This is a genomic window from Pseudomonas sp. FFUP_PS_473 (assembly GCF_002858665.1).
In the GTDB taxonomy this organism is placed as follows: Bacteria; Pseudomonadota; Gammaproteobacteria; order Pseudomonadales; family Pseudomonadaceae; genus Aquipseudomonas; species Aquipseudomonas defluvii.
The window spans coordinates 38,678-58,824 of record NZ_PJQQ01000032.1 but is presented as its reverse complement, the minus strand read 5'-3'; the positions used below and the strand labels follow the sequence as shown (position 1 = coordinate 58,824).

23 protein-coding genes and 1 pseudogene are annotated in these 20,147 nt (G+C 58.9%); 4 read left to right on the top strand and 20 right to left on the bottom strand.

All coding sequences use genetic code 11. The features are described 5' to 3' along the window. Window positions 1–41: 41 nt before the first annotated feature. Window positions 42–431 (bottom strand): hypothetical protein, encoded by a 390-nt coding sequence (locus CYD26_RS26010; protein ID WP_371917249.1) that lies wholly within the window; start codon window positions 429–431, stop codon window positions 42–44. 451 nt (window positions 432–882) lie between these two features. Between CYD26_RS26010 and CYD26_RS19755 the strand changes: the two genes are divergently transcribed. Continuing rightward, entirely contained in the window at window positions 883–1,509 is a 627-nt protein-coding gene (locus CYD26_RS19755; protein WP_065760458.1) for a response regulator transcription factor, read from the top strand. 82 nt (window positions 1,510–1,591) lie between these two features. On the opposite strand, the gene CYD26_RS19750 is transcribed toward CYD26_RS19755, so the two are convergent. From CYD26_RS19750 to metG, 8 genes and pseudogenes are all read right to left on the bottom strand, one after another. Beyond that, on the bottom strand, window positions 1,592–1,774 hold the full coding sequence (locus CYD26_RS19750; protein WP_102053397.1) for a PA3496 family putative envelope integrity protein: 183 nt from the start codon (window positions 1,772–1,774) through the stop codon (window positions 1,592–1,594). 105 nt (window positions 1,775–1,879) lie between these two features. After that, the gene (gene nth, locus CYD26_RS19745; protein WP_102053396.1) at window positions 1,880–2,518 is read right to left on the bottom strand and encodes an endonuclease III; all 639 of its coding nucleotides are present in this window, start codon (window positions 2,516–2,518) and stop codon (window positions 1,880–1,882) included. A gap of 3 nt (window positions 2,519–2,521) precedes the next feature. Then, window positions 2,522–3,040 carry an Rnf-Nqr domain containing protein gene (locus CYD26_RS19740; protein WP_102053395.1) on the bottom strand — a complete coding sequence of 173 codons (519 nt, stop codon included), beginning with the start codon at window positions 3,038–3,040 and terminating at the stop codon, window positions 2,522–2,524. After that, on the bottom strand, window positions 3,033–3,650 hold the full coding sequence (locus CYD26_RS19735) for an RnfABCDGE type electron transport complex subunit G (RefSeq protein ID WP_102053394.1): 618 nt from the start codon (window positions 3,648–3,650) through the stop codon (window positions 3,033–3,035). The genes CYD26_RS19740 and CYD26_RS19735 overlap by 8 nt, the downstream gene beginning before the upstream one ends. After that, window positions 3,647–4,633 carry an RnfABCDGE type electron transport complex subunit D gene (locus CYD26_RS19730; protein WP_102053393.1) on the bottom strand — a complete coding sequence of 329 codons (987 nt, stop codon included), beginning with the start codon at window positions 4,631–4,633 and terminating at the stop codon, window positions 3,647–3,649. Before CYD26_RS19730 ends, CYD26_RS19735 begins: the two co-directional genes overlap by 4 nt. Before the next feature lie 10 nt (window positions 4,634–4,643). Further along, window positions 4,644–5,468 (bottom strand): annotated as a pseudogene (rsxB, locus tag CYD26_RS19725) (electron transport complex subunit RsxB); the annotation flags it as partial. Further along, window positions 5,465–6,049, bottom strand: coding sequence for an Rnf-Nqr domain containing protein (locus CYD26_RS19720; protein ID WP_102053391.1), 585 nt, complete (start codon window positions 6,047–6,049; stop codon window positions 5,465–5,467). The pseudogene rsxB and the gene CYD26_RS19720, both read right to left, overlap by 4 nt. Before the next feature lie 93 nt (window positions 6,050–6,142). Beyond that, window positions 6,143–8,182: a methionine--tRNA ligase gene (gene metG / locus CYD26_RS19715; protein ID WP_102053390.1), complete on the bottom strand. Its 2,040-nt coding sequence runs from the start codon at window positions 8,180–8,182 to the stop codon at window positions 6,143–6,145. A 152-nt stretch (window positions 8,183–8,334) separates the two neighbouring features. Between metG and apbC the strand changes: the two genes are divergently transcribed. Next, on the top strand, window positions 8,335–9,429 hold the full coding sequence (apbC, locus tag CYD26_RS19710) for an iron-sulfur cluster carrier protein ApbC (protein ID WP_102053389.1): 1,095 nt from the start codon (window positions 8,335–8,337) through the stop codon (window positions 9,427–9,429). A gap of 122 nt (window positions 9,430–9,551) precedes the next feature. On the opposite strand, the gene CYD26_RS19705 is transcribed toward apbC, so the two are convergent. Then, complete coding sequence (locus CYD26_RS19705; RefSeq protein WP_009396490.1) at window positions 9,552–9,761, bottom strand: cold-shock protein; 210 nt, start codon at window positions 9,759–9,761, stop codon at window positions 9,552–9,554. 351 nt (window positions 9,762–10,112) lie between these two features. On the opposite strand from CYD26_RS19705, the gene dcd reads away from it, so the two are divergent. Both dcd and CYD26_RS19695 read left to right on the top strand, forming a co-directional pair. Then, the gene (gene dcd / locus CYD26_RS19700; protein WP_065760448.1) at window positions 10,113–10,679 is read left to right on the top strand and encodes a dCTP deaminase; all 567 of its coding nucleotides are present in this window, start codon (window positions 10,113–10,115) and stop codon (window positions 10,677–10,679) included. A gap of 93 nt (window positions 10,680–10,772) precedes the next feature. Then, on the top strand, window positions 10,773–11,000 hold the full coding sequence (locus CYD26_RS19695) for a hypothetical protein (RefSeq protein ID WP_065760447.1): 228 nt from the start codon (window positions 10,773–10,775) through the stop codon (window positions 10,998–11,000). A gap of 22 nt (window positions 11,001–11,022) precedes the next feature. Here the strand turns inward: CYD26_RS19695 and CYD26_RS19690 are convergent, their stop codons facing one another. The 10 genes from CYD26_RS19690 to CYD26_RS19645 all read right to left on the bottom strand — a co-directional run bounded on the left by CYD26_RS19690 (window position 11,023) and on the right by CYD26_RS19645 (window position 20,146). Continuing rightward, window positions 11,023–11,787 (bottom strand): ABC transporter ATP-binding protein, encoded by a 765-nt coding sequence (locus CYD26_RS19690; protein WP_065760446.1) that lies wholly within the window; start codon window positions 11,785–11,787, stop codon window positions 11,023–11,025. Window positions 11,788–11,796: 9 nt separating this feature from the next. Continuing rightward, window positions 11,797–12,912: a succinylglutamate desuccinylase/aspartoacylase family protein gene (locus tag CYD26_RS19685; protein ID WP_102053388.1), complete on the bottom strand. Its 1,116-nt coding sequence runs from the start codon at window positions 12,910–12,912 to the stop codon at window positions 11,797–11,799. An 8-nt stretch (window positions 12,913–12,920) separates the two neighbouring features. Further along, window positions 12,921–13,631 carry an ABC transporter permease gene (locus CYD26_RS19680; RefSeq protein WP_102053387.1) on the bottom strand — a complete coding sequence of 237 codons (711 nt, stop codon included), beginning with the start codon at window positions 13,629–13,631 and terminating at the stop codon, window positions 12,921–12,923. Next, window positions 13,628–14,356, bottom strand: a complete 729-nt coding sequence (locus CYD26_RS19675; protein WP_065760443.1) for an ABC transporter permease — start codon at window positions 14,354–14,356, stop codon at window positions 13,628–13,630. Before CYD26_RS19675 ends, CYD26_RS19680 begins: the two co-directional genes overlap by 4 nt. Window positions 14,357–14,487: 131 nt before the next feature. Next, window positions 14,488–15,270, bottom strand: a complete 783-nt coding sequence (locus tag CYD26_RS19670; RefSeq protein ID WP_102053386.1) for a transporter substrate-binding domain-containing protein — start codon at window positions 15,268–15,270, stop codon at window positions 14,488–14,490. Between the two features lie 383 nt (window positions 15,271–15,653). After that, window positions 15,654–18,095: a penicillin acylase family protein gene (locus CYD26_RS19665; protein WP_102053385.1), complete on the bottom strand. Its 2,442-nt coding sequence runs from the start codon at window positions 18,093–18,095 to the stop codon at window positions 15,654–15,656. A gap of 116 nt (window positions 18,096–18,211) precedes the next feature. Continuing rightward, entirely contained in the window at window positions 18,212–18,856 is a 645-nt protein-coding gene (locus tag CYD26_RS19660) for a glutathione binding-like protein (protein WP_065760440.1), read from the bottom strand. A gap of 126 nt (window positions 18,857–18,982) precedes the next feature. After that, window positions 18,983–19,186, bottom strand: coding sequence for an SEC-C metal-binding domain-containing protein (locus tag CYD26_RS19655; protein WP_083199829.1), 204 nt, complete (start codon window positions 19,184–19,186; stop codon window positions 18,983–18,985). Between the two features lie 5 nt (window positions 19,187–19,191). After that, entirely contained in the window at window positions 19,192–19,665 is a 474-nt protein-coding gene (locus CYD26_RS19650; protein ID WP_065760439.1) for an LEA type 2 family protein, read from the bottom strand. 4 nt (window positions 19,666–19,669) lie between these two features. Beyond that, a complete protein-coding gene (locus CYD26_RS19645; protein WP_102053384.1) occupies window positions 19,670–20,146 on the bottom strand; it encodes a YchJ family protein in 477 nt (158 codons plus the stop codon). Window position 20,147: the final 1 nt, after the last annotated feature.

Here is a 20,147-nt window from a genome sequence, read left to right as displayed (position 1 = left end):
TCGGTACTCAGGTGACTGTATTGGGTAGACATGGCAACACCTTACATCAGGTGTTGCACTTGCTCCTTGAGGCCGCCCTGTTCACGTTTTACCGTGCTCGTTGTTGAATATTCAACTGCACTTGAAGGAGGCTCGGCTATGGGCGCTTCATCGCTGGTTTTTTCTTGGGTCAAATAGTTCGATGCCGCTATCTCCTGTGCGTGCTCTGTGGGTATTTCAGCATTGTCAGGGACATACAGTGATCGTGTGTTGAAATTTAATGTAAGAAAGAAAAGCAGTGTCAAGAAGGGCGGAAACCCTACAAGAAACCACGTGTAAATTTCTTGGCTGTCTTCACCGAGAAATGGCAGGGAGGCCAGCGCAGAGGCCTCAATGATTCCGGCGAAGATGGCGATGATGGTCAACGGACTTTTGGGTTCGGCGTTGCTCATGATTCAGTACCTTCTGCTCATTTTGGCGGAGATGCATGACGGGCCGCCATGCTCAGAAGGATCGCTCGAATAGTCCGTACAGGTGGGTAATTATGTGTTGTTTCAGGCAGCACGTAAGGCGGCTGTATGGGGTGATTTTTAAAGAGGACTACGAACTTCTATTAATCTAATGGCACTATGGGAAATTTCCTTCAACGATTGTGGCGTCGCTTCATAGGTTGTGACTTTGAATGATGATAGTGTTGTTTTACAGCGGATTTTACTTGCGTTTTCTTTGGCGGGTGCTGCTGTTTTCTGAGTTTGGCATTAATAAAATTTGTAGGAATTGTCCTATGATTTTGTAGGCCGTGTCTTTGAGTGTAAGTGCTTGGCGGGAGCAGAATGCAATATTTCGAATGAATGGGATATTGTGCGAGCTTAAAAACCGAACAGCAAAAATTTGGATTTGCCCATGAATAAAGTGCTGATCGTGGATGATCATCCAGTCATTCGTTTGGCTGTACGCATGCTGATGGAACGGCATGGTTACGAAGTCATTGCGGAGACGGATAATGGTGTAGATGCACTGCAACTTGCCCGGGAATATCTTCCCGACATTGTTATTCTGGATATTGGAATCCCTAAACTCGACGGGCTTGAGGTCATTACCCGCTTGGCCTCTACAGGGGAGGCGTTGAAGGTGCTGGTGCTGACATCCCAGGCGCCGGGGCATTTTTCAATGCGTTGCATGCAGGCGGGGGCTGCCGGTTATGTTTGCAAGCAACAGGATTTGACCGAGCTCCTCAGCGCAATCAAGGCTGTGCTGTCGGGCTACAGCTACTTTCCCAATCAGGCGTTGCATTCGGTTCGTTCCAATCTGGGAGGGGCCAGTGAAGCGGAGATGGTCGAACGCCTCTCAGGTCGGGAAATGATGGTGCTGCAACAATTGGCGCGCGGCAAAAGCAACAAGGAAATCGCCGATAGCATGTTCCTCAGCAACAAGACGGTCAGTACCTACAAGACGCGTTTGCTGCTGAAACTCAATGCCCGCTCCCTGGTCGATCTGATTGAGCTCGCTCAACGTAACGATCTGGTATGAAATGACGTTCAAAATAGCTTCCCGACCAGGAGGCTTTTTGATAACCCACTACTCGCCGCCCTGTTGATTAGGCGGCTGTTCGTTAAAGATCGAAGTCGTAGTCCGCCAACTGTTTCTGCAAACGGCGCTCTTCCAGCAGGTTGTCAATGGTGCGGCGTTTACTCAGATTGGTTTTTGTCGTCTCTACCGGAACATCCGCGACAGGCGAATCTTCGCTGGCAGTAAAGTCGTCATCCAGATCCAGGTCTTCTTTATCGGTGCTCATAAGTCACTCCACGGCAAGAGGGCCATTGGCGCACCTTATAACGAGATTCTCAGGTCCGGTAAAAAAGATTTTTTCAATCGGCTAATCAGCTTTTTCGCTATTTGCTCAATCGTCTGAAGTCTTGTGCTTGTAATCACACAGGTCTTCGATCCGGCAACTGCCGCAACGTGGCTTGCGCGCCTGGCACACATAGCGACCATGCAGGATCAGCCAGTGGTGGGCGTCCAGCAGGTAAGCCTTGGGTACAAACTTCAGCAGCCCCTTTTCAACCTCTAGAACGTTCTTGCCGGGGGCTATACCCGTGCGGTTGCTGACACGGAAAATATGGGTGTCGACAGCCATTGCGGGTTGTCGGAAGGCGGTGTTGAGCACCACGTTAGCGGTTTTTCGACCCACCCCAGGCAGTGCCTCAAGGGCTTCACGGTTATCCGGCACCTGACTGCCATGCTTTTCCACCAGTAATCGGCAGGTTTCGATAACGTTTTTCGCTTTGCTGTTGTACAGGCCAATGGTCTTGATGTACTCCGACAGCCCCTCGACGCCTAGTGCGTATATTGCCTCTGGAGTATTGGCCACCGGGAACAGGCGTGCAGTGGCCTTATTGACCCCAACGTCGGTAGCCTGTGCGGACAGGATGACCGCAATCAGCAGCTCGAAGGGCGATGTGTAGGCAAGCTCGGTCTTCGGTTCCGGATTGTCTTCATGCAGCCTGCGAAATATTTCCAGGCGTTTTGTAGCATTCATGGGTCAGCGAATTCCTTGGCAGCTAGAGGGCGCACGTCGGCGCCAGGTCCTATTGTACAGGGCGAGCAACAGGCCAAGAAGGAACAGGGCCCCGGGGGTGAGATGGGCCAGGCGCATCCCGCTGCCCATCAGCTCACGAGCCACACCCAGGATGATGCAGAGTGCAGCGAACCCGAGTAACAGGCTCAGCGGGGGGCGCCAGCTTTTGGCGTGTACCAGCGCATGCTCGAACAGCACGCACTGCAGCGCGATCAGTGCGGTGTAAAGGCCCAGGCTCTGGTAAAGCACCAAGGCGTAGGCGCGTAGGCTCAGTTCCAGGCAGGTGACGATTGTCGCAGCCAAAAGCATGCTGGCGACTTCTGCGCCGATACCCGTCAGTAGCCGCCTCAGGGGCGTCATACCGAGGCGATGCAACAATATTGCCAGTAGGCTGAGCGCTGCTATCGAAGCGCCCTGCAGGAGCGTTTGCGTGGCGCCCAGCAGCGGTGCCAGGCTTAGGCCGGCAAGCCAGTGTCTATTCATCGGTGGCCCCTTCGAGTAGGTCTTTGGCATGCTCATCGAAGTAGCGCAGGGCGTCATGTAGCGCCTGGATCACGGCGCGAGAGGTCACACTTGCGCCGGCCAGTTGGTCGAACTGGCCATTATCGCGTTTCAGTGCCCAGGCGGCATCGGGCGTAGTTGTGAGCCCATGGCCGATGAAGTGTTGCAGCCAGGTGTTGCCGGGTTCTACAAGCTGTGCGCCAAGACCCGGGGTTTCCTGTTGTTGCAGGACTTTCAGGCCCATTAGCCGGCCGCTGGGATCTATGGCAATCAGTATGTCCAGCGCGCCGCCGTAGCCCTGCGTACGACTATGCAGTACCACGGCGCTCGGCTGCCCGCCAAGAAGCGCGCGGTAGCCTGCACGCAGTGTGCTGTGTGCCAGGCGGGTATCGCTCAGGCGGATGGGGTGTTGCAAGGGGCTATTGTCATAGGACTCAGCGGGCAGCACGCTTAGCCATGTCTGTGCCTTGAGTTGTTCCTGTGCGACCCTGATCGGCGCGGCAGCGTAGTGATGCCAGGTCATGCTGACCGCGACTGCCAGTAACGCAAGGGCAGCCAGCAGCATGCCGCTGCGCAGACCTGTACGCTTCATGTTGCCTCCCGTTCCCAGCGGCCGGCCCAACGTTCAATGGCTGGCACCGCAAGGTTCATCAGCAGCACTGCGAACGCTATGCCGTCGGGGTAGCTGCCCCATGTTCTGATCAGGTAGATCAATACCCCGACTCCCGCGCCGAACAGCAAGCGGGCCTTGGGGCTCCTGGGGCCGGACACCGGTTCTGTGACAATGAAGAACGCCGCGAACAGGGTTGAGCCGGATAACAGGTGCAGCAGTGGCGAGCCGTGGGAGTCGGAGCCCGAACCGTTCCAGCAGAACAAACTGATGATAAACAGACTGCTCAGCAGCCCTATGGGCGCATGCCAGCTGAATACCTTGCGCTGGAGCAGGAACATGCCGCCCAGCAAGAAGCCAAGGCTGGCCCACTCGGTGCCTTTACCGCCGAAATGGCCAAATCCGGGGTGCTGGGCGAACAACTCATCCATGGTCAGGCTTCTGTTGTTGCGCAAGCCATCCAGTACGGTGGCCTGTACCCAAGCGTCGGGTTGAGTGTTGCTGGCAATACCAAACACCTGGTGCAGGCTGCTGCCAAGGTCCAGCGGTTGGGGGGCAGGCCACTGGGTCATCGCAACCGGGAACGACAGCAAGACCAGGGCATAGCCAAGCATGGCGGGATTGAATGGATTCTTGCCCACGCCGCCGTACAGGTGTTTGCCTATCGCAATCGCGCTACTGGCAGCGATCAGCGGCAACCACCAGGGCGCATAGGCGGGTAGTGCAATGGCCAGCAATGTCGCGGTGACCAGGGCGCTGCCGTCGCTTAACGCGACCCGAACAGGGCGCTGCATCAGCATGAGCAAGCCGGCCTCGGTTGCCAGCGCACCGACGCTGGTCAGTAGCAGGTTGAGCAGCAAGCCCCAGCCGTGCAACCAGAGCAACGCCAGCAGCCCTGGGGCGCAGGCCAGCAGCACCAGCCCCATGGCGGTGCGCAGGCGCTCGCTGACATCAGCCGCGGCCATGCTCGCTCACTGCCTGTAGCGATTCAAGGTGCGCTTGCGCAGCCTGAGATTCTCGCTCCAGTTCCAGTAATTGGGCATGCTGGGCATCGCTTGGGGTTTCACCGAACGCTGTACGGGCCTTGTTCAGCTGGGCGCGACTCATGGCTGCGGCGATCTTCGCCTGCTTCAGGGCCGCATCGGCTGCGGCGATCTTTTGAGCCTTGACGCGTTCGATGGCGGCCTTGATTGGGTCATCGGTTGCCGTTTCGGCCGTGGCATTGGCCGCAGGGCGTTGGCTGCGGGCAAGGCGTTCGGCTTGTTTGCGAGCCTCGTCACGCTGCAGGCGTGCGTTGCGTTGCTCGTAACGGTGCCTGGAGTGGTCACGCTTGGCGGTTCGTGCAGCCCGTTGCTCGGCATCGGTTGCCAGCCCGCCAACGATGGGGATGATTGCGCTGTTCGCCGGTAAGGGCAGCAAGTCGATGCAGTCGACCGGACAGGGCGCAACACACAGGTCGCAGCCGGTGCATTCGGTGCTGATGACCGTGTGCATCAGTTTGGCTGCGCCGACAATCGCATCCACCGGGCAGGCCTGGATGCATTTGGTGCAGCCGATACATTCCGCTTCCCTGATGTAGGCGACCTGAGCCGGTGCACTGCCGCGCTCGGGGTCCAGCGCCAGAATCGGTACGTCAAGCAGCTCGGCCAGGGCGGCGATCGTTTCGTCGCCGCCTGGTGGGCATTTGTTGATGGCCTCGCCTTTGGCCAGGCCTTCTGCGTATGGGCGGCATCCGCCGTGGCCGCATTTGCCGCATTGGGTCTGTGGCAGCAGGGCGTCGATGCGTTGAATCAGACTCATGATGTAAACAATCCGTTGAGGCCGAGAAAGGCCATGGCCATGATACCGGCGCCAATCAGCTCCAGTGGCAGGCCGCGAAAGGACTCGGGTATGGCGTCGTTGTCGAGGGTACGCTGTCTAAGGTCGTCGAGCAGTATCAGTACCAGCCAAAAGCCCAGGCCGCTGCCTATGCTCAAGGCTATGACCTGCAGCACGTCGAGTTCAGGGCTACTGGCGGTGAGGCTCAGCGCCAGCACGCCGGCATTGCCAAGCAGCAGAGGCTTCAGACCCGTCTGCGGCAGTTGGGGCTGCCAGCGACTGACAAGGGTAAGCAGTGGCGTGATCAGTACGATGCACAATGGCAGGAACACGAACAGGCGCAGATAGTCCATCTGCAAGGGCAGGAGCAGGTAGCGATAGAGGAGCTGACCGATCAGGGTGCTGCTCAGCATCAGCAGGCCGGTGGTCAATCCCAGTGCATGGATCTTGTGTCGGTCTGCAGCGCCATCAATACGCAGGGCGGGATCAAGGGCCAACCCCTGGTGCAGGACGATGTTGTTGATCAATGCAGCGCCGATGAGCGTAACGATCAGTTCTGTCATTGGAGGGCCGAAAAATCAGGGCTGTCAGCCATTATCCGGCAACGACGAAGGGAAGAGAACGCCCCGGCCTGAGATGACCGGGGCGGATATCACTTATTTGATGCGTTGACCCGGTTTTGCACCGCTGTCCGGGCTCAACAGGTAGATCTCTTCACCGCCAGGGCCGGCAGCCATTACCATGCCTTCGGAGATGCCGAAGCGCATTTTGCGTGGTTTCAGGTTGGCGATCATCATGGTCAGCCGACCTTCCAGCTTGGCCGGGTCCGGGTAGGCCGACTTGATGCCGGAGAACACGTTGCGCTGTTCGTCACCGATGTCCAAGGTCAGGCGCAGCAGTTTGTCGGCACCTTCCACTGCTTCGGCCTTGAGGATCAAGGCAACACGCAGGTCGACCGCCGCAAAGGCGTCGAAGTCGATCTCCGGCGACAGTGGATCCTTGGCCAACTCGCCGTTGCCAGTTGCTACGCTGGTCTGTGTCGCTTCCAGGTCTTCTTTGCTGGCAGCCGTCATGGCCTCGACCTTGAGCGGGTCGATACGGCTCATCAGGGCCTTGAACGGGTTCAACTTATGGTTGACGAGGCGGGTCTGATGATCGGCCCAGGTCAGCGGGGCAACGTTCAGGAACGCTTCGGCATCGGCGGCCAGTACTGGCAGCACCGGCTTGAGGAAAATCACCAGTTGGCGGAACAGGTTAACGCCTTGGGCGCAGATCGCCTGGACTTCTTCCTGCTTGCCTTCCTGCTTGGCCAGTGACCAAGGTGCCTTGTCGGCAATCCAGGCGTTTGCGCGGTCGGCCAGGGCCATGATCTCGCGCATGGCGCGGGCGAAATCGCGGTTCTCGTAGGCTTCGGCAATGCCGGGTGCGGCGGCCAGGAAGGCTTCGGTCAGTTCCGGTGCTGCGTCGCCATCGACCATCACACCGTCGTTGCCCTTGTGGATGAAACCGGCGCAACGGCTGGCAATGTTCACCACCTTGCCAACCAGGTCGGAGTTGACCTTCTGTACGAAATCTTCGAGGTTCAGGTCGAGATCGTCCACGCCGCGGCTGAGTTTGGCGGCGTAGTAGTAGCGCAGGTATTCCGGCGACAGGTGATCCAGGTAGGTGCGGGCCTTGATGAAGGTGCCGCGCGACTTGGACATTTTCTGGCCGTTGACCGTCAGGTAGCCATGGACGTTGATGCCGGTAGGCTTGCGATAGCCGGCGCCTTCGAGCATGGCAGGCCAGAACAGGGCGTGGAAGTTGACGATGTCCTTGCCGATGAAGTGGTACAGCTCGGCTTTCGAGTCCTTGTTCCAGAACGCGTCGAAGTCGAGCTCCGGGCGGCGTTCGCAGAGGTTCTTGAAGCTGGCCATGTAACCGATCGGCGCATCCAGCCAGACGTAGAAGTATTTGCCTGGCTCGTCCGGGATCTCGAAGCCGAAGTACGGTGCGTCACGGGAGATGTCCCACTCCTGCAGGCCGGCATCGAGCCATTCGGCGATCTTGTTGGCTACCGCGTCCTGCAGGGTGCCGCTGCGGGTCCAGCTCTGCAGCATGGCCTGGAAGTCTGGCAGCTTGAAGAAAAAGTGCTGGGAGTCTTTCAGTACCGGTGTGGCGCCGGAGATTGCCGACTTGGGGTTCTTCAGTTCGGTTGGTGCGTAGGTGGCACCGCATTTCTCGCAGTTGTCACCGTACTGGTCTTCTGCCGCGCATTTCGGGCAGGTGCCCTTGATGAAGCGGTCGGCCAGGAACATTTTCTTGTCCGGGTCGAAATACTGGGTGATCGAGCGGGTTGCAATGTGCCCGGCGTCGCGCAACTTCAGGTAGATATGGCTCGACAGCGCCCGGTTCTCTTCGGCGTGGGTCGAGTGGAAGTTGTCGAAGTCCACCAGGAAGTCAGCAAAGTCGCTGCTGTGCTCAGCTTGCACCCCGGCAATCAGTTGCTCGGGAGTGATGCCTTCTTTTTCGGCGCGCAGCATGATTGCCGAGCCGTGGGCATCGTCAGCGCAGACATAGATGCACTGGTTACCGCGAAGCTTCTGGAAACGCACCCACATGTCGGTCTGGATGTATTCGAGCATGTGGCCAAGGTGGATGGAACCGTTGGCATAGGGGAGGGCGCTGGTGACTAGAATCTGGCGTGGCTCGGACATGGGGGCTCGGCTACTTTCGGCTACAAGAGATGAAACGGAGATCGGTCACTATAAAACGCCGGGAAATATATTTCACCCCGTGCACGTATCTGGGCGTGTTTCACGGGTTAGCATAGTGACCTGTTTTGCTCAGTCTTTTATCGGGAGTCTCCATGAGTGCCGTCACTCGCGCAGCCGTCGAATCCGTCCTTCGTCAATACACCGACCCTTACCTGAACCAGGATCCGGTCAGCGCTGGCTGTGTCCAGGCCATCGATATCCAGGGCGAACGCGTCAGCGTGAAGCTGCAACTGGGCTATGCCGCCGGGCTGTTCAAGAAAGGGTGGGCGCAGGTGCTGCAGACCGCCATCGAGGGGGTGGAGGGTGTCGCTGCGGCCTCGGTCGAGATCGACTGCGTGATCGCCGCACACAAGGCCCAGGCGCAGATTCCGGGGTTGGCCAACGTCAAGAACATCGTTGCGGTAGCCTCCGGCAAGGGCGGCGTCGGCAAGTCGACAACAGCTGCCAATCTGGCGCTGGCGTTGGCCCGCGAGGGTGCCCGTGTGGGTATTCTGGATGCGGACATCTATGGTCCGAGCCAAGGTGTGATGTTTGGCATCCCTGAAGGCACCCGACCGAAGGTCAAGGATCAGAAATGGTTCGTGCCACTTCAGGCTCACGGTGTTGAGGTCATGTCCATGGCATTCCTGACCGACGACAACACACCGATGGTGTGGCGCGGCCCGATGGTCTCTGGCGCCTTGCTGCAGTTGGTGACACAGACCGCATGGGACAATCTGGATTACCTGGTGATCGACATGCCGCCGGGCACTGGCGATATCCAATTGACCTTGGCGCAGAAGGTGCCGGTGGCGGGTTCGGTTATTGTGACTACGCCTCAGGATCTGGCCCTGCTGGATGCCCGCAAAGGTGTGGAAATGTTCCGCAAGGTGAACATTCCGGTGCTGGGTGTGGTTGAGAACATGGCCGTACATATCTGCTCGAACTGTGGTCATGCCGAGCACCTGTTCGGTGAAGGCGGTGGCGAGAAGCTGGCGGCACAGTACGGGGTCGAGTTGTTGGCGTCATTGCCGTTGTCGATGCTGATTCGCGAGCAGGCTGATAGCGGTAAACCAACAGCCATCGCCGAACCCGAGAGCCAGATCGCCATGGTGTACCAGGAACTGGCTCGTCAGGTCGGTGCACGGATCGTGCTGCAGGAAGCCGCAACCCCGGCGATGCCGAGCATCACCATCAGCGAAGACTAATACCTGTAGGCGCCGGCGATACTATCGCCGGCAATGCCGGTTATTTCAGTGCCGGGCAAACTGAGGGCATAAAAAAACCCCGCCTGTTGAGGGCGGGGTTCTTTCAAGCTAAAAAGCGGAAGTTAGATAACTTCTACTTCTTCAGCCTGCATGCCTTTCTGGCCGCGGGTAGCGACGAAAGAAACCTGCTGGCCTTCTTTCAGGCTCTTGAAGCCGTCAGCCTTGATGGCTTTGAAGTGTACGAACAGGTCGTCACCGGATTGTGGAGTGATGAAGCCGAAGCCTTTTTCATCGTTGAACCACTTAACGGTACCGGTTTGGCGATTGGACATTGGATGTCTCCTTGGACAAAGTTAACTACGGTTCAGGAAACGCCCTGGCCGAGACTGAGTGCAAAGAGCAGGAAAATTCATGAAGATGTGTTGATCGAAATCTTGCATCAGGTAGAGATTCTCAGTGACATTGTGCAGCACAGTGACGTCACCTTAACCCTTTTTCCAGAACGTGCCAATGGTCTTGTTGAGCTTTCGCACAAATGCATGACTGACGGTGCATGTTGCGCCTGTCCAAGTGCCATCCGGCCGCTATCTGGCGGCCACCGCTGCACGGAACTTTGAACCCGGCGCCCGGCCCGGTAAGATGCGCATCAGATTTTTTCACCTCGCTATTTTCAGGACACCGCCATGAGCATCAAATCGGACAAGTGGATTCGCCGCATGGCGCAAGAGCACGGCATGATCGAGCCTTTCGTCGAGCGCCAGATGCGCGGTGAGGGTGCCGACCGGCTGATCTCCTTTGGCGTCTCCAGCTACGGCTACGACGTGCGTTGTGCCGACGAGTTCAAGGTGTTCACCAACATCAACTCGGCGACCGTCGATCCGAAAAACTTCGACGCCGGCAGTTTTGTCGACATCAAAAGTGACGTTTGCATCATTCCGCCGAACTCCTTCGCCTTGGCACGCACGGTCGAGTACTTCCGTATTCCTCGCAATGTGCTGACCATTTGCCTGGGCAAGAGCACCTATGCCCGTTGCGGCATCATCGTCAACGTAACGCCGCTGGAGCCGGAGTGGGAAGGTCACGTCACCCTGGAGTTCTCCAACACCACGACGTTGCCGGCCAAGATCTACGCCAATGAGGGCGTGGCACAGATGCTGTTCCTGGAGTCAGACGAAGAGTGTGAGGTGTCGTACAAGGACCGTGGTGGCAAGTACCAGGGCCAGCGTGGCGTGACCTTGCCGCGCGCCTGAGGCGACAAAGCGAGGGAATTCCGGGTGTATGCTGTACTCCAATGAAGGCCGCCGGCGCACACTACGTGTACCGGCCCTGATTGGGAGTGACTGATGAAAATCGACCCGACCCTCAGCGCCAAGCTGGCGATACTGCAGCCCAACCAGGTTGGTGTGCTGGCATGGTCGCTGCTTGCGCACCCACATCCTGTCAGTGCAGGCGGGATCCCCGGCCAGCCGGATCCCGACACCCCGAATACCCCTGAACCGGGCACGCCACAGCCGATGGAGCCGGGCGAGCCGACGTTGCCTGACGAGCCGCCGCCAGCGCCTGTGGCCTGAGCCGTCGTCCCTTCACGTGACCTTACTTCAGGTTGCCGCTGAGGAACTGACGCAGGCGTTCACTTTTCGGGGCTCCCAGTACCTCCTGCGGCGACCCTTGTTCCTCGACCAGCCCTTTGTGCAGGAACAGAACCTGGCTTGAGACTTGCCGTGCGAAGGCCATCTCGTGGGTGACCATGATCATGGTGCGACCTTCCTCGGCGAGCCCCTGAATTACCCTGAGCACCTCGCCAACCAGTTCCGGGTCGAGCGCGGAGGTCGGTTCGTCGAACAGCATCACTTCCGGCTCCATGGCCAGCGCACGGGCGATGGCCACGCGCTGTTGTTGACCGCCGGAGAGAAAGGCCGGGAATTGCTCCGCCAGTTGCGGGGCGAGGCCTACTTTGTTCAGGTACTTCCGGGCGCGTTCCTCTGCTTCGTGTTTGCTCACCCCGAGCACGCGGCGTGGCGCCATGCTGACGTTCTCCAGCACGGTCATGTGGCTCCACAGGTTGAAGTGCTGGAATACCATGGCCAGCCGTGTGCGGATTCGTTGCAGCTCATCAGGATCGGCGACGTGCATGCCGTGACGGTCATGACGCATTTCAACGGGTTTGCCATCAAGGGTCATACGACCATCATCAGGCTGTTCCAGAAAGTTGATGCAGCGCAGGAAGGTGCTCTTGCCCGAGCCACTGGCGCCGATCAGGCAGATGACATCACCCGCGTTGGCTTTTAGCGAAACACCCTTCAAGACATGATGTTCGCCATAGCTTTTGTGCAGGTCTTCGATTGTCAGTTTGTACATGCGCGGCTCTCAAGGCGATAACAGGTAGCCGCTGCGGTAGGCCTCACGACCTGCCACGTGGGCAATGACCATGCCGGCAGTCGCCATGCGCCGTAACGAGCGCGCATAGAGCAGGCCGGGTTGCGTGTTACATACTGGGGTTACGCGATCGTTGAGCGGGTCGATGACCTCGGCGATCAGCTCGCCTGCCTGCAGGTATTGGCCCGGTTTGGCGTGGAACACCAATAGTCCCCCCAATGGTGTTGCCACCGGCTCTACGCCTGCCAGCGGCGTGGCGGGGTAGCGCAGCGCGGGCAGTGGGGCCGCTTCGCCTTCGATGGCACCGGCATGTACCAGGTAGCGCAGGATCGCTTCACAGTCTGTCTGGGCCAGTGGGTGGCTGACGTCGCTTTGACCCCGTAGCTCTACCGTGACGGAGAAGCTGCCTTGGGGGATCGGGTAATGCTTGCCGAAGCGCTGTTGCAGTTGCCACCAGACAAGGGTGAAACACTCGTCGAAGGATTGGCCGCCGGAGTCGGTTGCCAGCAGGCTGGCCTGGGCGCCAAGGTAGCGCGACAGCGGCTCGACCTTCGGCCAGGCCTCTGGCGTGGTGTACAGGTGTTCGACGGCCTCGAAGTCGCAGTGCAGATCGAGGACCATATCGGCATCGCATGCAAGGCGCTGGAGGGTCAGGCGCTGCGACTGCAGGGGGGTCAGGGCTGAATGCTCTTCCAGGGCCCGGCGCAGGCTTTGACGGATCAGCTCGATGTTGTGTTGTGCATCCTGCGTCAGTCTGGCCTCGATCTGATCGCCGATCACATCGCTGAGATCGACGAAGTTTCGATTGAAGTTTTCCCCGCTTTGCAGCTCGTAGCGGCCCAGTGGAACGTCCATGAGCACTTGTTCGAGGCCCACCGGGTTGGCAATGGGTACCAGAACGATTTCTTGTCGCAGGCGCCCCTGGGTTTCCAGTGTGCTCAAACGCTGCTTCAAGTGCCAGGCCACCAGCATGCCGGGCAGTTCGTCGGCATGCAGTGACGCCTGGATATAGATTTTACCGGCGCCTTTGGGGCCGAAATGGAAGCTGTGGATTTGCCGGGCGATACCTGGTACCGGGGCCAGGATTTCGTGGGTTTTGTGATGCATGAACAGTCCTAGTGAGCAGGGCCTAGAAAGGCCAGCCAGCGTCGTTCGGCCAAGCGGAACAGGCCCACAAGGGCGAAGGTCACGCTCAGGTAGATCAGTGCAGCGATACCGAACGACTGAAATGTCAGAAATGTAGCCGAGTTGGCGTCGCGGGCGACCTTGAGGATGTCCGGGATCGTGGCGGTAAAAGCCACGGTGGTCGAGTGCAGCATCAGGATCACCTCATTGCTGTAGAACGGCAGCGAGCGCCTAAGGGCCGACGGCATGATGATGTAAGCATAGAGTTTCCAGCCGCGCAGGCCATAGGCTTTGGCTGCCTCTACCTCGCCATGGGCCATGCTGCGGATTGCTCCGGCGAAAATCTCCGTGGTGTAGGCGCAGGTATTCAGGGCAAACGCCAGGATGGTGCAGTTCATCGCGTCGCGAAAGAAACTGTCGAGCAACGGTTGCGCGCGCACGGCCGCGATGCTGTAGATGCCGGTGTAGCAGATGAGCAGTTGGATATATAGCGGGGTGCCACGAAACAGGTAGGTGTAGAACTGTACCGGCATGCGGATCCAGAAAGGCCGCGAAACCCGTGCGATCGACAAGGGAATGGAGACGAGAAAGCCGATCAGCAGCGAGGCCGAGAGCAGCCACATCGTCATCGCCAGCCCAGTGATATGGGTGCCGTCTGTGTAGAGAAAAGCACGCCAGTATTCCTGCAGCAGTTCGATCATCGTAGTGCCTCCCGGGTACCTGCGTTGTAGCGCCGTTCAAGCCAGCGCAGGGCAACGTTCGAGGCACTGGTGATCATCAGGTAGATCAACGCCGCCAGCACCAGGAAGTAAAACAGCTGATAGGTACTCTTGCCGGCGTCCTGGGCTGCCTTGACCAGGTCGGCCAGGCCGATGATCGACACCAGTGCGGTGGCCTTGAGCATGACCATCCAATTGTTGCCGATACCCGGCAAGGCATAACGCATCATTTGCGGAAAGACCACAAAGCGAAAGCGCTGGAAGCGTTTGAGTCCATAGGCTGTCGCCGCTTCGACCTGGCCACGGGGAACCGCGAGAATCGCACCGCGAAAGGTTTCGGTGAAGTAGGCGCCATAGATGAAGCCCAAGGTGATGACCCCGGCCGCGAACGGGTCGATCTCGATGTAATCCCATTCCAGCGCTTCGGTCAGGCTGGTCAGCCAGGTTTGCAGGCTGTAGAAAATCAGCAGCATCAGCACAAGATCGGGTATTCCACGAATCAGTGTGGTGTAGACCTGAGCGGTAATCCGTAGCACGCGTACGGAAGAGAGTTTGGCGCTGGCGCCGAGCAGGCCCAGGCCGACGCTGACCAGCAGTGACATCAGCGACAGATTGATGGTCATCCAGGTGCCTTTTAACAGCAGTGGGCCGAAACCCTTCAAGCTGAATGCCGAGAGCCCCAGATGCTGCAGCAGGTCTTCGAACATGACATGACCCTATGGCCGTGGTGAAAAAACAGTATTCGGCAGTGCAGGAGCCGACGGCACTGGCGATTCAGGCGTATGCACTGAACCGCCAGTGCGCAGGAGCCTCCCTTGGCAAGGCCGGCTTCTGCGGCTTACTTGCCGCTGTACAGGTTCAGGTCACCAAAGTGTTTTTTCTGCAGTTTTTCGTAGGTGCCATCATCGTGTAACGCTTTGATACCTTTGTTGAGGAGTTTTTGCAGCTCGCTGTTACCTTTGCGGATACCGATGGCTGTCTTGGACGGTAGCAGTTCGCTGTCTACGGGCTTGCTGACTTCATAGCCGCTGCCCTGTGGGGTTTTCAGGAAGCCCAGTTCAGCCTGCAGCATGTCCTGGATCGAGGCATCGAGGCGTCCAGAGATCAGGTCGGCGTAAACCTGATCCTGGTTTTGATAGGCCTGGGTCTTCACCCCGGCCTTGTCCAGAACGGCCTTGGCGTAGGCTTCCTGAATGGTGCCTTGTTCATAGCCGACGGTCTTGCCGGCCAGTGAGGCCGGGTCGGCGCTCAGGCCTGCGCCTTTCTTGAAAACCAGCGAGGTTGGGCCGGAGAACAGTTCATCGGAGAAGTCGATCGCTTTTTCTCGAGCGGGCGTGACTGTCATCGACGAGATCACACCGTCGAACTTGTTGGCCTTGAGGCCCGGAATCATGCCGTCGAAGTCACTTTCAACCCACTTGCATTTGACCTTCAACTCCGCACAGATCGCATTGCCCAGATCAATATCGAAGCCCACCAGGCTGCCATCAGCGGCCTTGGATTCAAACGGTGCGTAGGAAGGGTCGACGCCGAAGCGCAACTCCTTGTACTCCTTGGCCATAGCAGTGTTAGCGGCCAGGCACAATGCAAGTGCGGAAAGCGTCAGCCATGCTTTTTTCATTGTGTTGTCCTTGCGTCCGAGGGGGTGCTTTAAGTGTGTCCCGGCCGTTACCGACCGAAGTGAGACATCAATGTGATAGCAAATTTCGCACCATATCTGCGCATGGCCTTAGCAGGCGCTGAACCAGGCCTGTCGCAAGGAAACTGTAGTGCCTTTAATGCCCAGGAATGGAACAGGGTAAGAGGCAAGGCGCACCGAGAGCGCCTGACTGTTGCTTTCAGGCCTCAATAGCGTGCGTCGACCGCTTTCCCATTGGGGCAGTCTTTGATGTTTTTTGATGTGAGTATCAGGCACAAAGCCGAGGCCAAGCTGGCCCCGGCTTTGTGGGGGGATGCGCCGTGGTGCGCCCTTGATCGGGGCAAGGGCGCAAGGCAGTTATGAGGCTATCGACCCGGCACCAAGGTCAGGCGTTTGCTGCCATAGGCACGTTCGAAGTTTTGTGTCTGCATCGGGAAGCTGACGTAGCGGCCTTTGAACCAGGCATCCAGCCCGTCGGCAAAGTGGCTGCTGGCTGGGTTGCCCGACTGCCCGCTGCTACTGATGCCTTGCAGGGGTTCGGCCAGGCCGAAATCCACCACCATGCGCATGGACGGCATCAGGCGCGCATTGAAGTCCTGCCCCCAGGCATAGGCTGAACTGTTCAGCGTGGTGTGGTCTCCGCCTGCGGCCAGCGGCCCACGGTTGAGCGTATCGCCCAGGCCATGGAAGCTGGCGACCGGCCAACGGTACTGATGCAGCTTGCCCCATTGCCAGGTACGGTGGTCGCTACCCATTTCGCGCTCACCGACGTTGATCGCAGCCGCCAGGCTACGCGCAAGAATCGTCGGTTTGTCCTCTTTCTGCGCGGTGTTGCGGTCATCCCAGAATAGGCTGTCGTCACGTCCGAGCAAATGATCGGCCTGTGCCGAGTAGGAAAGCCGGGCGTTACTGATAAAGGCCTGCCAGGCAGCACCGCTCTCTGGGCCCAATTCGTCGAGGAAGGTCAGTTTGGCACTTTCCTGCAGGAACAACTGGTACAGCGCTGCGTCAGCCGAGGTGGCACTGAGACGGCCATCAAAGGCCATCAGGCGGTCGTAGGCTTCGCGGGCCTTGGCGCGTTGATCCTGAGGCAGGGCGTCGATAGCCTGTTTCAAAGGCTGTGCCATGCCCGGCGCCTGGAACATGCTTTTGAGCTTGGCAGCGAACAGTGTGGTCTGGTCGTTCTGCATGGTCATCAGGCTACGGCTGTCATGTTTGCCGTTGGCTGCCATCTGCGCCAGGCGTTCCGCACGCTCGGGGTAGTACCAAGTGTTGGACAGTTGCATGCCGTAGCCGCGCGGTACGCTGCGCTGGTTGGCGTTGCCCAGCCAGCCCTGGGGCGGGTCCTGGTCATAGGGGTGGAGCATCGGGTCGGCATAGCCGTCCCAGTCGTAACGTCCTTCCCAGCCGGGCGAAGGCAACAGCCCTTGGCCTTCACGGCGGTTGGGGAAGTGGCCGGTGACCTGCCAGCCGATATTGCTGGCATCGGCAAACACCAGGTTCAGTGCCGGAGCACCAATCTCGCGGCTGGCCTCAAAGGCGCCTTCGACGTTGGCCTTGCGCGACAGGTCGAAGAACGCATCGAGGCTCTTGTCGCCTTTGAGCGCCGGGGTTTGCAGGGCAAGGGCGAGGCTTGCGTTCTGCGCCGGGTTGAGCAGGGCGCCGTGACGGGTGTCATACAGGGTTTCGCGGATTGGGCGCTGACCCTTGATGAAGAATGTTTCGTTACGGGCCGTGGCCGGTTGCCATTTGCCGTCTACCTGATAGAACAGCCGGTTCCCTTCACGGCGGATTTTCTCCAGGAACAGGTCCTGGTTATCGCCCATGACCGCACTGGTGCTCCAAGCCAGCTTGCCGTTGAATCCAGACAGCACCAGTGGAAGGCCTGCAAGGGTGAAGCCGGCAGCCTGATATTTCGGCGCACGGATTTGTACCGGGCTCAAGGCCCATGCACCTTGGCTGTCACTGGCCAGCAGGCTCTTGCCACTGCGGCTATGCGGCGCGGCTATGGCCCAGTTGCTGGAGCCGGGGGCGCCGAGCAGGTTGAATGCGGCCAACTGCTGGCTCACGGCGTTGAGTGCAGACAGGTTGGGCAGTTGGCTGCTCAGGTTCAGTCCGCCCAGTTTATCGGCTTCAGCATGCGGAAGTGGCTCATCCGGATAGTTCGGCAGCAGCCAGGCCAGTTTGTCGCTGCCGACTTTCTGCGCCAGTACCAAGGCCGCGAGTTCTTCCTGCAGGTTCACCGACTGGCTGAAGTTGTAGAGGCAGAAAATCAGCGCCGAGTCTTCCGGCTTCCAGTACTCCGGACGGTAGCCGGTCTGGGCCAACGGGGCTGGCAACTTGTCGCGGTAGCGGAACAGATAGGCGTTGACCCCGCGTGCATAGACTTCAAAGAAGCGTTTGAGGCGTGGCGATGCGTCGGCGTAGAGCTGGTTGGCGCTCTGCTTCAGGTTGACCGCACGCATCAGGCGGTCGACTTCCAAGGCATCTGGGCCGGCCATTTCTGCCAGGCGTCCTTGGGCCAGCAGACGCATGCCAACCATCTGACCAATACGGTCGCCGGCCTGCACATAGCCCAGGGTGAAGAGTGCGTCATGGAAGGTGCTGCTCTCGATCAGCGGCATGCCCATGGCATTGCGCCGCACCGAAACGTTCTGCGCCAGACCCTTGAGAGGCTGTACACCCGTGGTCGGCGGTACGCTGTCGTGGTAGCCGCCCATCTGGCAGCCGCCGAGGCTGAGTAGCCCGAGCATCGCTGCGGCAACGCCGAATCGGGGAAGAAAAGGGGGTAAGGCTGGCGAGGCCATGGTAAGGCTCCTGCAGGGTATGGCGGCGGAAAGGCGCTACGTTAGTGAGCGCGACCACACCATGCAAGCGGGGGCACAGCCTTTATTTTCAACGTGCTGCACCCCTTGCCTGTGACTCAGGGTTGCGGCGGGTTGATCTTTTCTACCAAGGCATAGGCCCGCTGTGTGGCAGGACGCGCCTTGATACGCTCGAACCAGGCCTTGAGTGCCGGGAAATCATCGAGGTTCTGGCTCTGCCACTGATGGGAAACAATCCACGGGTAGATGGCCATGTCGGCGATGCTGTACTCGGCTCCGGCGACGAAAGGTCGGTCGGCCAGGCGTTTGTTCAGCACGCCATACAAGCGCGCGGTTTCATCCACGTAGCGTTTGATTGCATAAGGGATTTTTTCGGGCGCGAACCGGTTGAAGTGGTGGTTCTGGCCGGCCATCGGGCCCAAGCCGCCCATTTGCCAGAACAGCCATTGCAGGGTTTCCTGGCGGCCACGCAGATCCTTGGGCAGGAAGTGTCCGGTTTTTTCCGCAAGGTACAGCAGGATGGCGCCCGATTCGAACAGCGACAGCGGCGCCTGATGGTCGGCCGGATCATGGTCGACGATCGCTGGAATACGGTTGTTCGGGGCGATCTTCAGGAAGTCGGCAGCGAACTGTTCGCCTTTGCCGATGTTGATCGGGTGAATGCGGTAGGGCAGCCCGGTTTCCTCAAGAAACAGGGTAATTTTGTGGCCATTGGGGGTGGTCCAGTAATACAGGTCGATCATGGCACGCTCCGTCGAGGGTTCGGCAGCGACAATGTCGCTGCCGCCAGACTGCGCTTGGGCGCAGCGGTCGCCTTATGGATATCACAAGGTGCGACCTCGATGCAGCGTTGATCTACGCGGCTGCCCTTAGGCCCCGTGGCACTTCTTGAATTTCTTGTTGCTGCCGCATGGGCATGGGTCGTTACGGCCAACGTCCTTCAGGGCATTGCGTACAGGCTCTTGAGGCGCGTGGTTGCAGTGCGGGCCATGGACATGACCATGGTCGTGATCGTGATGATGGTCATGATCGTGGTTGCAATCGGGGCCATGAACATGAGGTTGCTGGGTCATTGCGGTTACTCCGGAATAAAATCGCCGGGAATTATCTCACCACTGCGTGATAAGTGCAGGCTGCGTGGCCAGAAAAATCCGCTGCTCAGGTCGCCATCCAGTCGGTAGTGGATCGGTCGTTCAGGATGCTTGAGCAGCTTGACGACGTCCTTGAGGTGCTCCCAGAGGTTGGTTCTTATTGGCACCTTGAATGTCTTGTGACTGTGGGCGGCCACATTGACCCACTGGTCGGACTCGCCCTCGGCCAGCGTCAGCTCATTCAGCCGCACCTTGTAGCGAAGTGCCCTGACCAGTAGACGTGAATCGTTGGGGTTGTCGATGCGAAAATGCAGTACGAACTCTTGTTGCAGCAGACGTGCCTTGACGGTTTCGACCTTGACCAGATGAACCTCGGGGTCTTGGTAGGGAGTTCCGAACCAGCTCGCACAGCCACTCAATAGTAGAAGGCTTATCAGCATGAGGCTGGTTCGAATAGGCATCAGGCTAGCTTCCTAGATAGCTGGCACAGCACTTCTTGAACTTCTGTCCGCTGGCGCAGGGGCAAGGGTCATTGCGCCCGGCTTTCAATCCAACCGTCGGGTCGATGAAGTACCAGGCACCCTTGTTCTGCACAAATGCCGAACGCTCGCGATGGGCGTGCTCACCGGTGCTGTCATGCCAGCGTGCGGTGAAGGTCACGAAGGCATGTTCCGGTTGCCCGCCAAAGACTTCCGCCGATTCCACGTCCAGCCCCAGCCAGGTGCTCTGCGTACTCCACTCGGTAATGGCGTTGCGGTCCAGGCCTGCTTGCTGAACGGGTAGGGTGGTTGCCACCAGGTAATCGACCAACCCCAATACGTAGGCGCTATAGCGCGAACGCATCAACGTCTGTGCGTCAGGGGCCGGTGAGCCTGCGTGATAGTGGCCGCAGCAGGCATCCAGCAGGTTGCCGCTGCCACAGGGACAAACCGTGACACTCATT

Excerpts from the sequence above, each read along its gene's own strand:
- CYD26_RS26010 (WP_371917249.1), bottom strand. The coding sequence starts at position 431 with ATGAGCAACGCCGAACCCAAAAGTCCGTTGACCATCATCGCCATCTTC.
- CYD26_RS19755 (WP_065760458.1), top strand. The coding sequence starts at position 883 with ATGAATAAAGTGCTGATCGTGGATGATCATCCAGTCATTCGTTTGGCT.
- CYD26_RS19750 (WP_102053397.1), bottom strand. The coding sequence starts at position 1,774 with ATGAGCACCGATAAAGAAGACCTGGATCTGGATGACGACTTTACTGCC.
- nth (WP_102053396.1), bottom strand. The coding sequence starts at position 2,518 with ATGAATGCTACAAAACGCCTGGAAATATTTCGCAGGCTGCATGAAGAC.
- CYD26_RS19740 (WP_102053395.1), bottom strand. The coding sequence starts at position 3,040 with ATGAATAGACACTGGCTTGCCGGCCTAAGCCTGGCACCGCTGCTGGGC.
- CYD26_RS19735 (WP_102053394.1), bottom strand. The coding sequence starts at position 3,650 with ATGAAGCGTACAGGTCTGCGCAGCGGCATGCTGCTGGCTGCCCTTGCG.
- CYD26_RS19730 (WP_102053393.1), bottom strand. The coding sequence starts at position 4,633 with ATGGCCGCGGCTGATGTCAGCGAGCGCCTGCGCACCGCCATGGGGCTG.
- CYD26_RS19720 (WP_102053391.1), bottom strand. The coding sequence starts at position 6,049 with ATGACAGAACTGATCGTTACGCTCATCGGCGCTGCATTGATCAACAAC.
- metG (WP_102053390.1), bottom strand. The coding sequence starts at position 8,182 with ATGTCCGAGCCACGCCAGATTCTAGTCACCAGCGCCCTCCCCTATGCC.
- apbC (WP_102053389.1), top strand. The coding sequence starts at position 8,335 with ATGAGTGCCGTCACTCGCGCAGCCGTCGAATCCGTCCTTCGTCAATAC.
- CYD26_RS19705 (WP_009396490.1), bottom strand. The coding sequence starts at position 9,761 with ATGTCCAATCGCCAAACCGGTACCGTTAAGTGGTTCAACGATGAAAAA.
- dcd (WP_065760448.1), top strand. The coding sequence starts at position 10,113 with ATGAGCATCAAATCGGACAAGTGGATTCGCCGCATGGCGCAAGAGCAC.
- CYD26_RS19695 (WP_065760447.1), top strand. The coding sequence starts at position 10,773 with ATGAAAATCGACCCGACCCTCAGCGCCAAGCTGGCGATACTGCAGCCC.
- CYD26_RS19690 (WP_065760446.1), bottom strand. The coding sequence starts at position 11,787 with ATGTACAAACTGACAATCGAAGACCTGCACAAAAGCTATGGCGAACAT.
- CYD26_RS19685 (WP_102053388.1), bottom strand. The coding sequence starts at position 12,912 with ATGCATCACAAAACCCACGAAATCCTGGCCCCGGTACCAGGTATCGCC.
- CYD26_RS19680 (WP_102053387.1), bottom strand. The coding sequence starts at position 13,631 with ATGATCGAACTGCTGCAGGAATACTGGCGTGCTTTTCTCTACACAGAC.
- CYD26_RS19675 (WP_065760443.1), bottom strand. The coding sequence starts at position 14,356 with ATGTTCGAAGACCTGCTGCAGCATCTGGGGCTCTCGGCATTCAGCTTG.
- CYD26_RS19670 (WP_102053386.1), bottom strand. The coding sequence starts at position 15,270 with ATGAAAAAAGCATGGCTGACGCTTTCCGCACTTGCATTGTGCCTGGCC.
- CYD26_RS19665 (WP_102053385.1), bottom strand. The coding sequence starts at position 18,095 with ATGGCCTCGCCAGCCTTACCCCCTTTTCTTCCCCGATTCGGCGTTGCC.
- CYD26_RS19660 (WP_065760440.1), bottom strand. The coding sequence starts at position 18,856 with ATGATCGACCTGTATTACTGGACCACCCCCAATGGCCACAAAATTACC.
- CYD26_RS19655 (WP_083199829.1), bottom strand. The coding sequence starts at position 19,186 with ATGACCCAGCAACCTCATGTTCATGGCCCCGATTGCAACCACGATCAT.
- CYD26_RS19650 (WP_065760439.1), bottom strand. The coding sequence starts at position 19,665 with ATGCCTATTCGAACCAGCCTCATGCTGATAAGCCTTCTACTATTGAGT.
- CYD26_RS19645 (WP_102053384.1), bottom strand. The coding sequence starts at position 20,146 with ATGAGTGTCACGGTTTGTCCCTGTGGCAGCGGCAACCTGCTGGATGCC.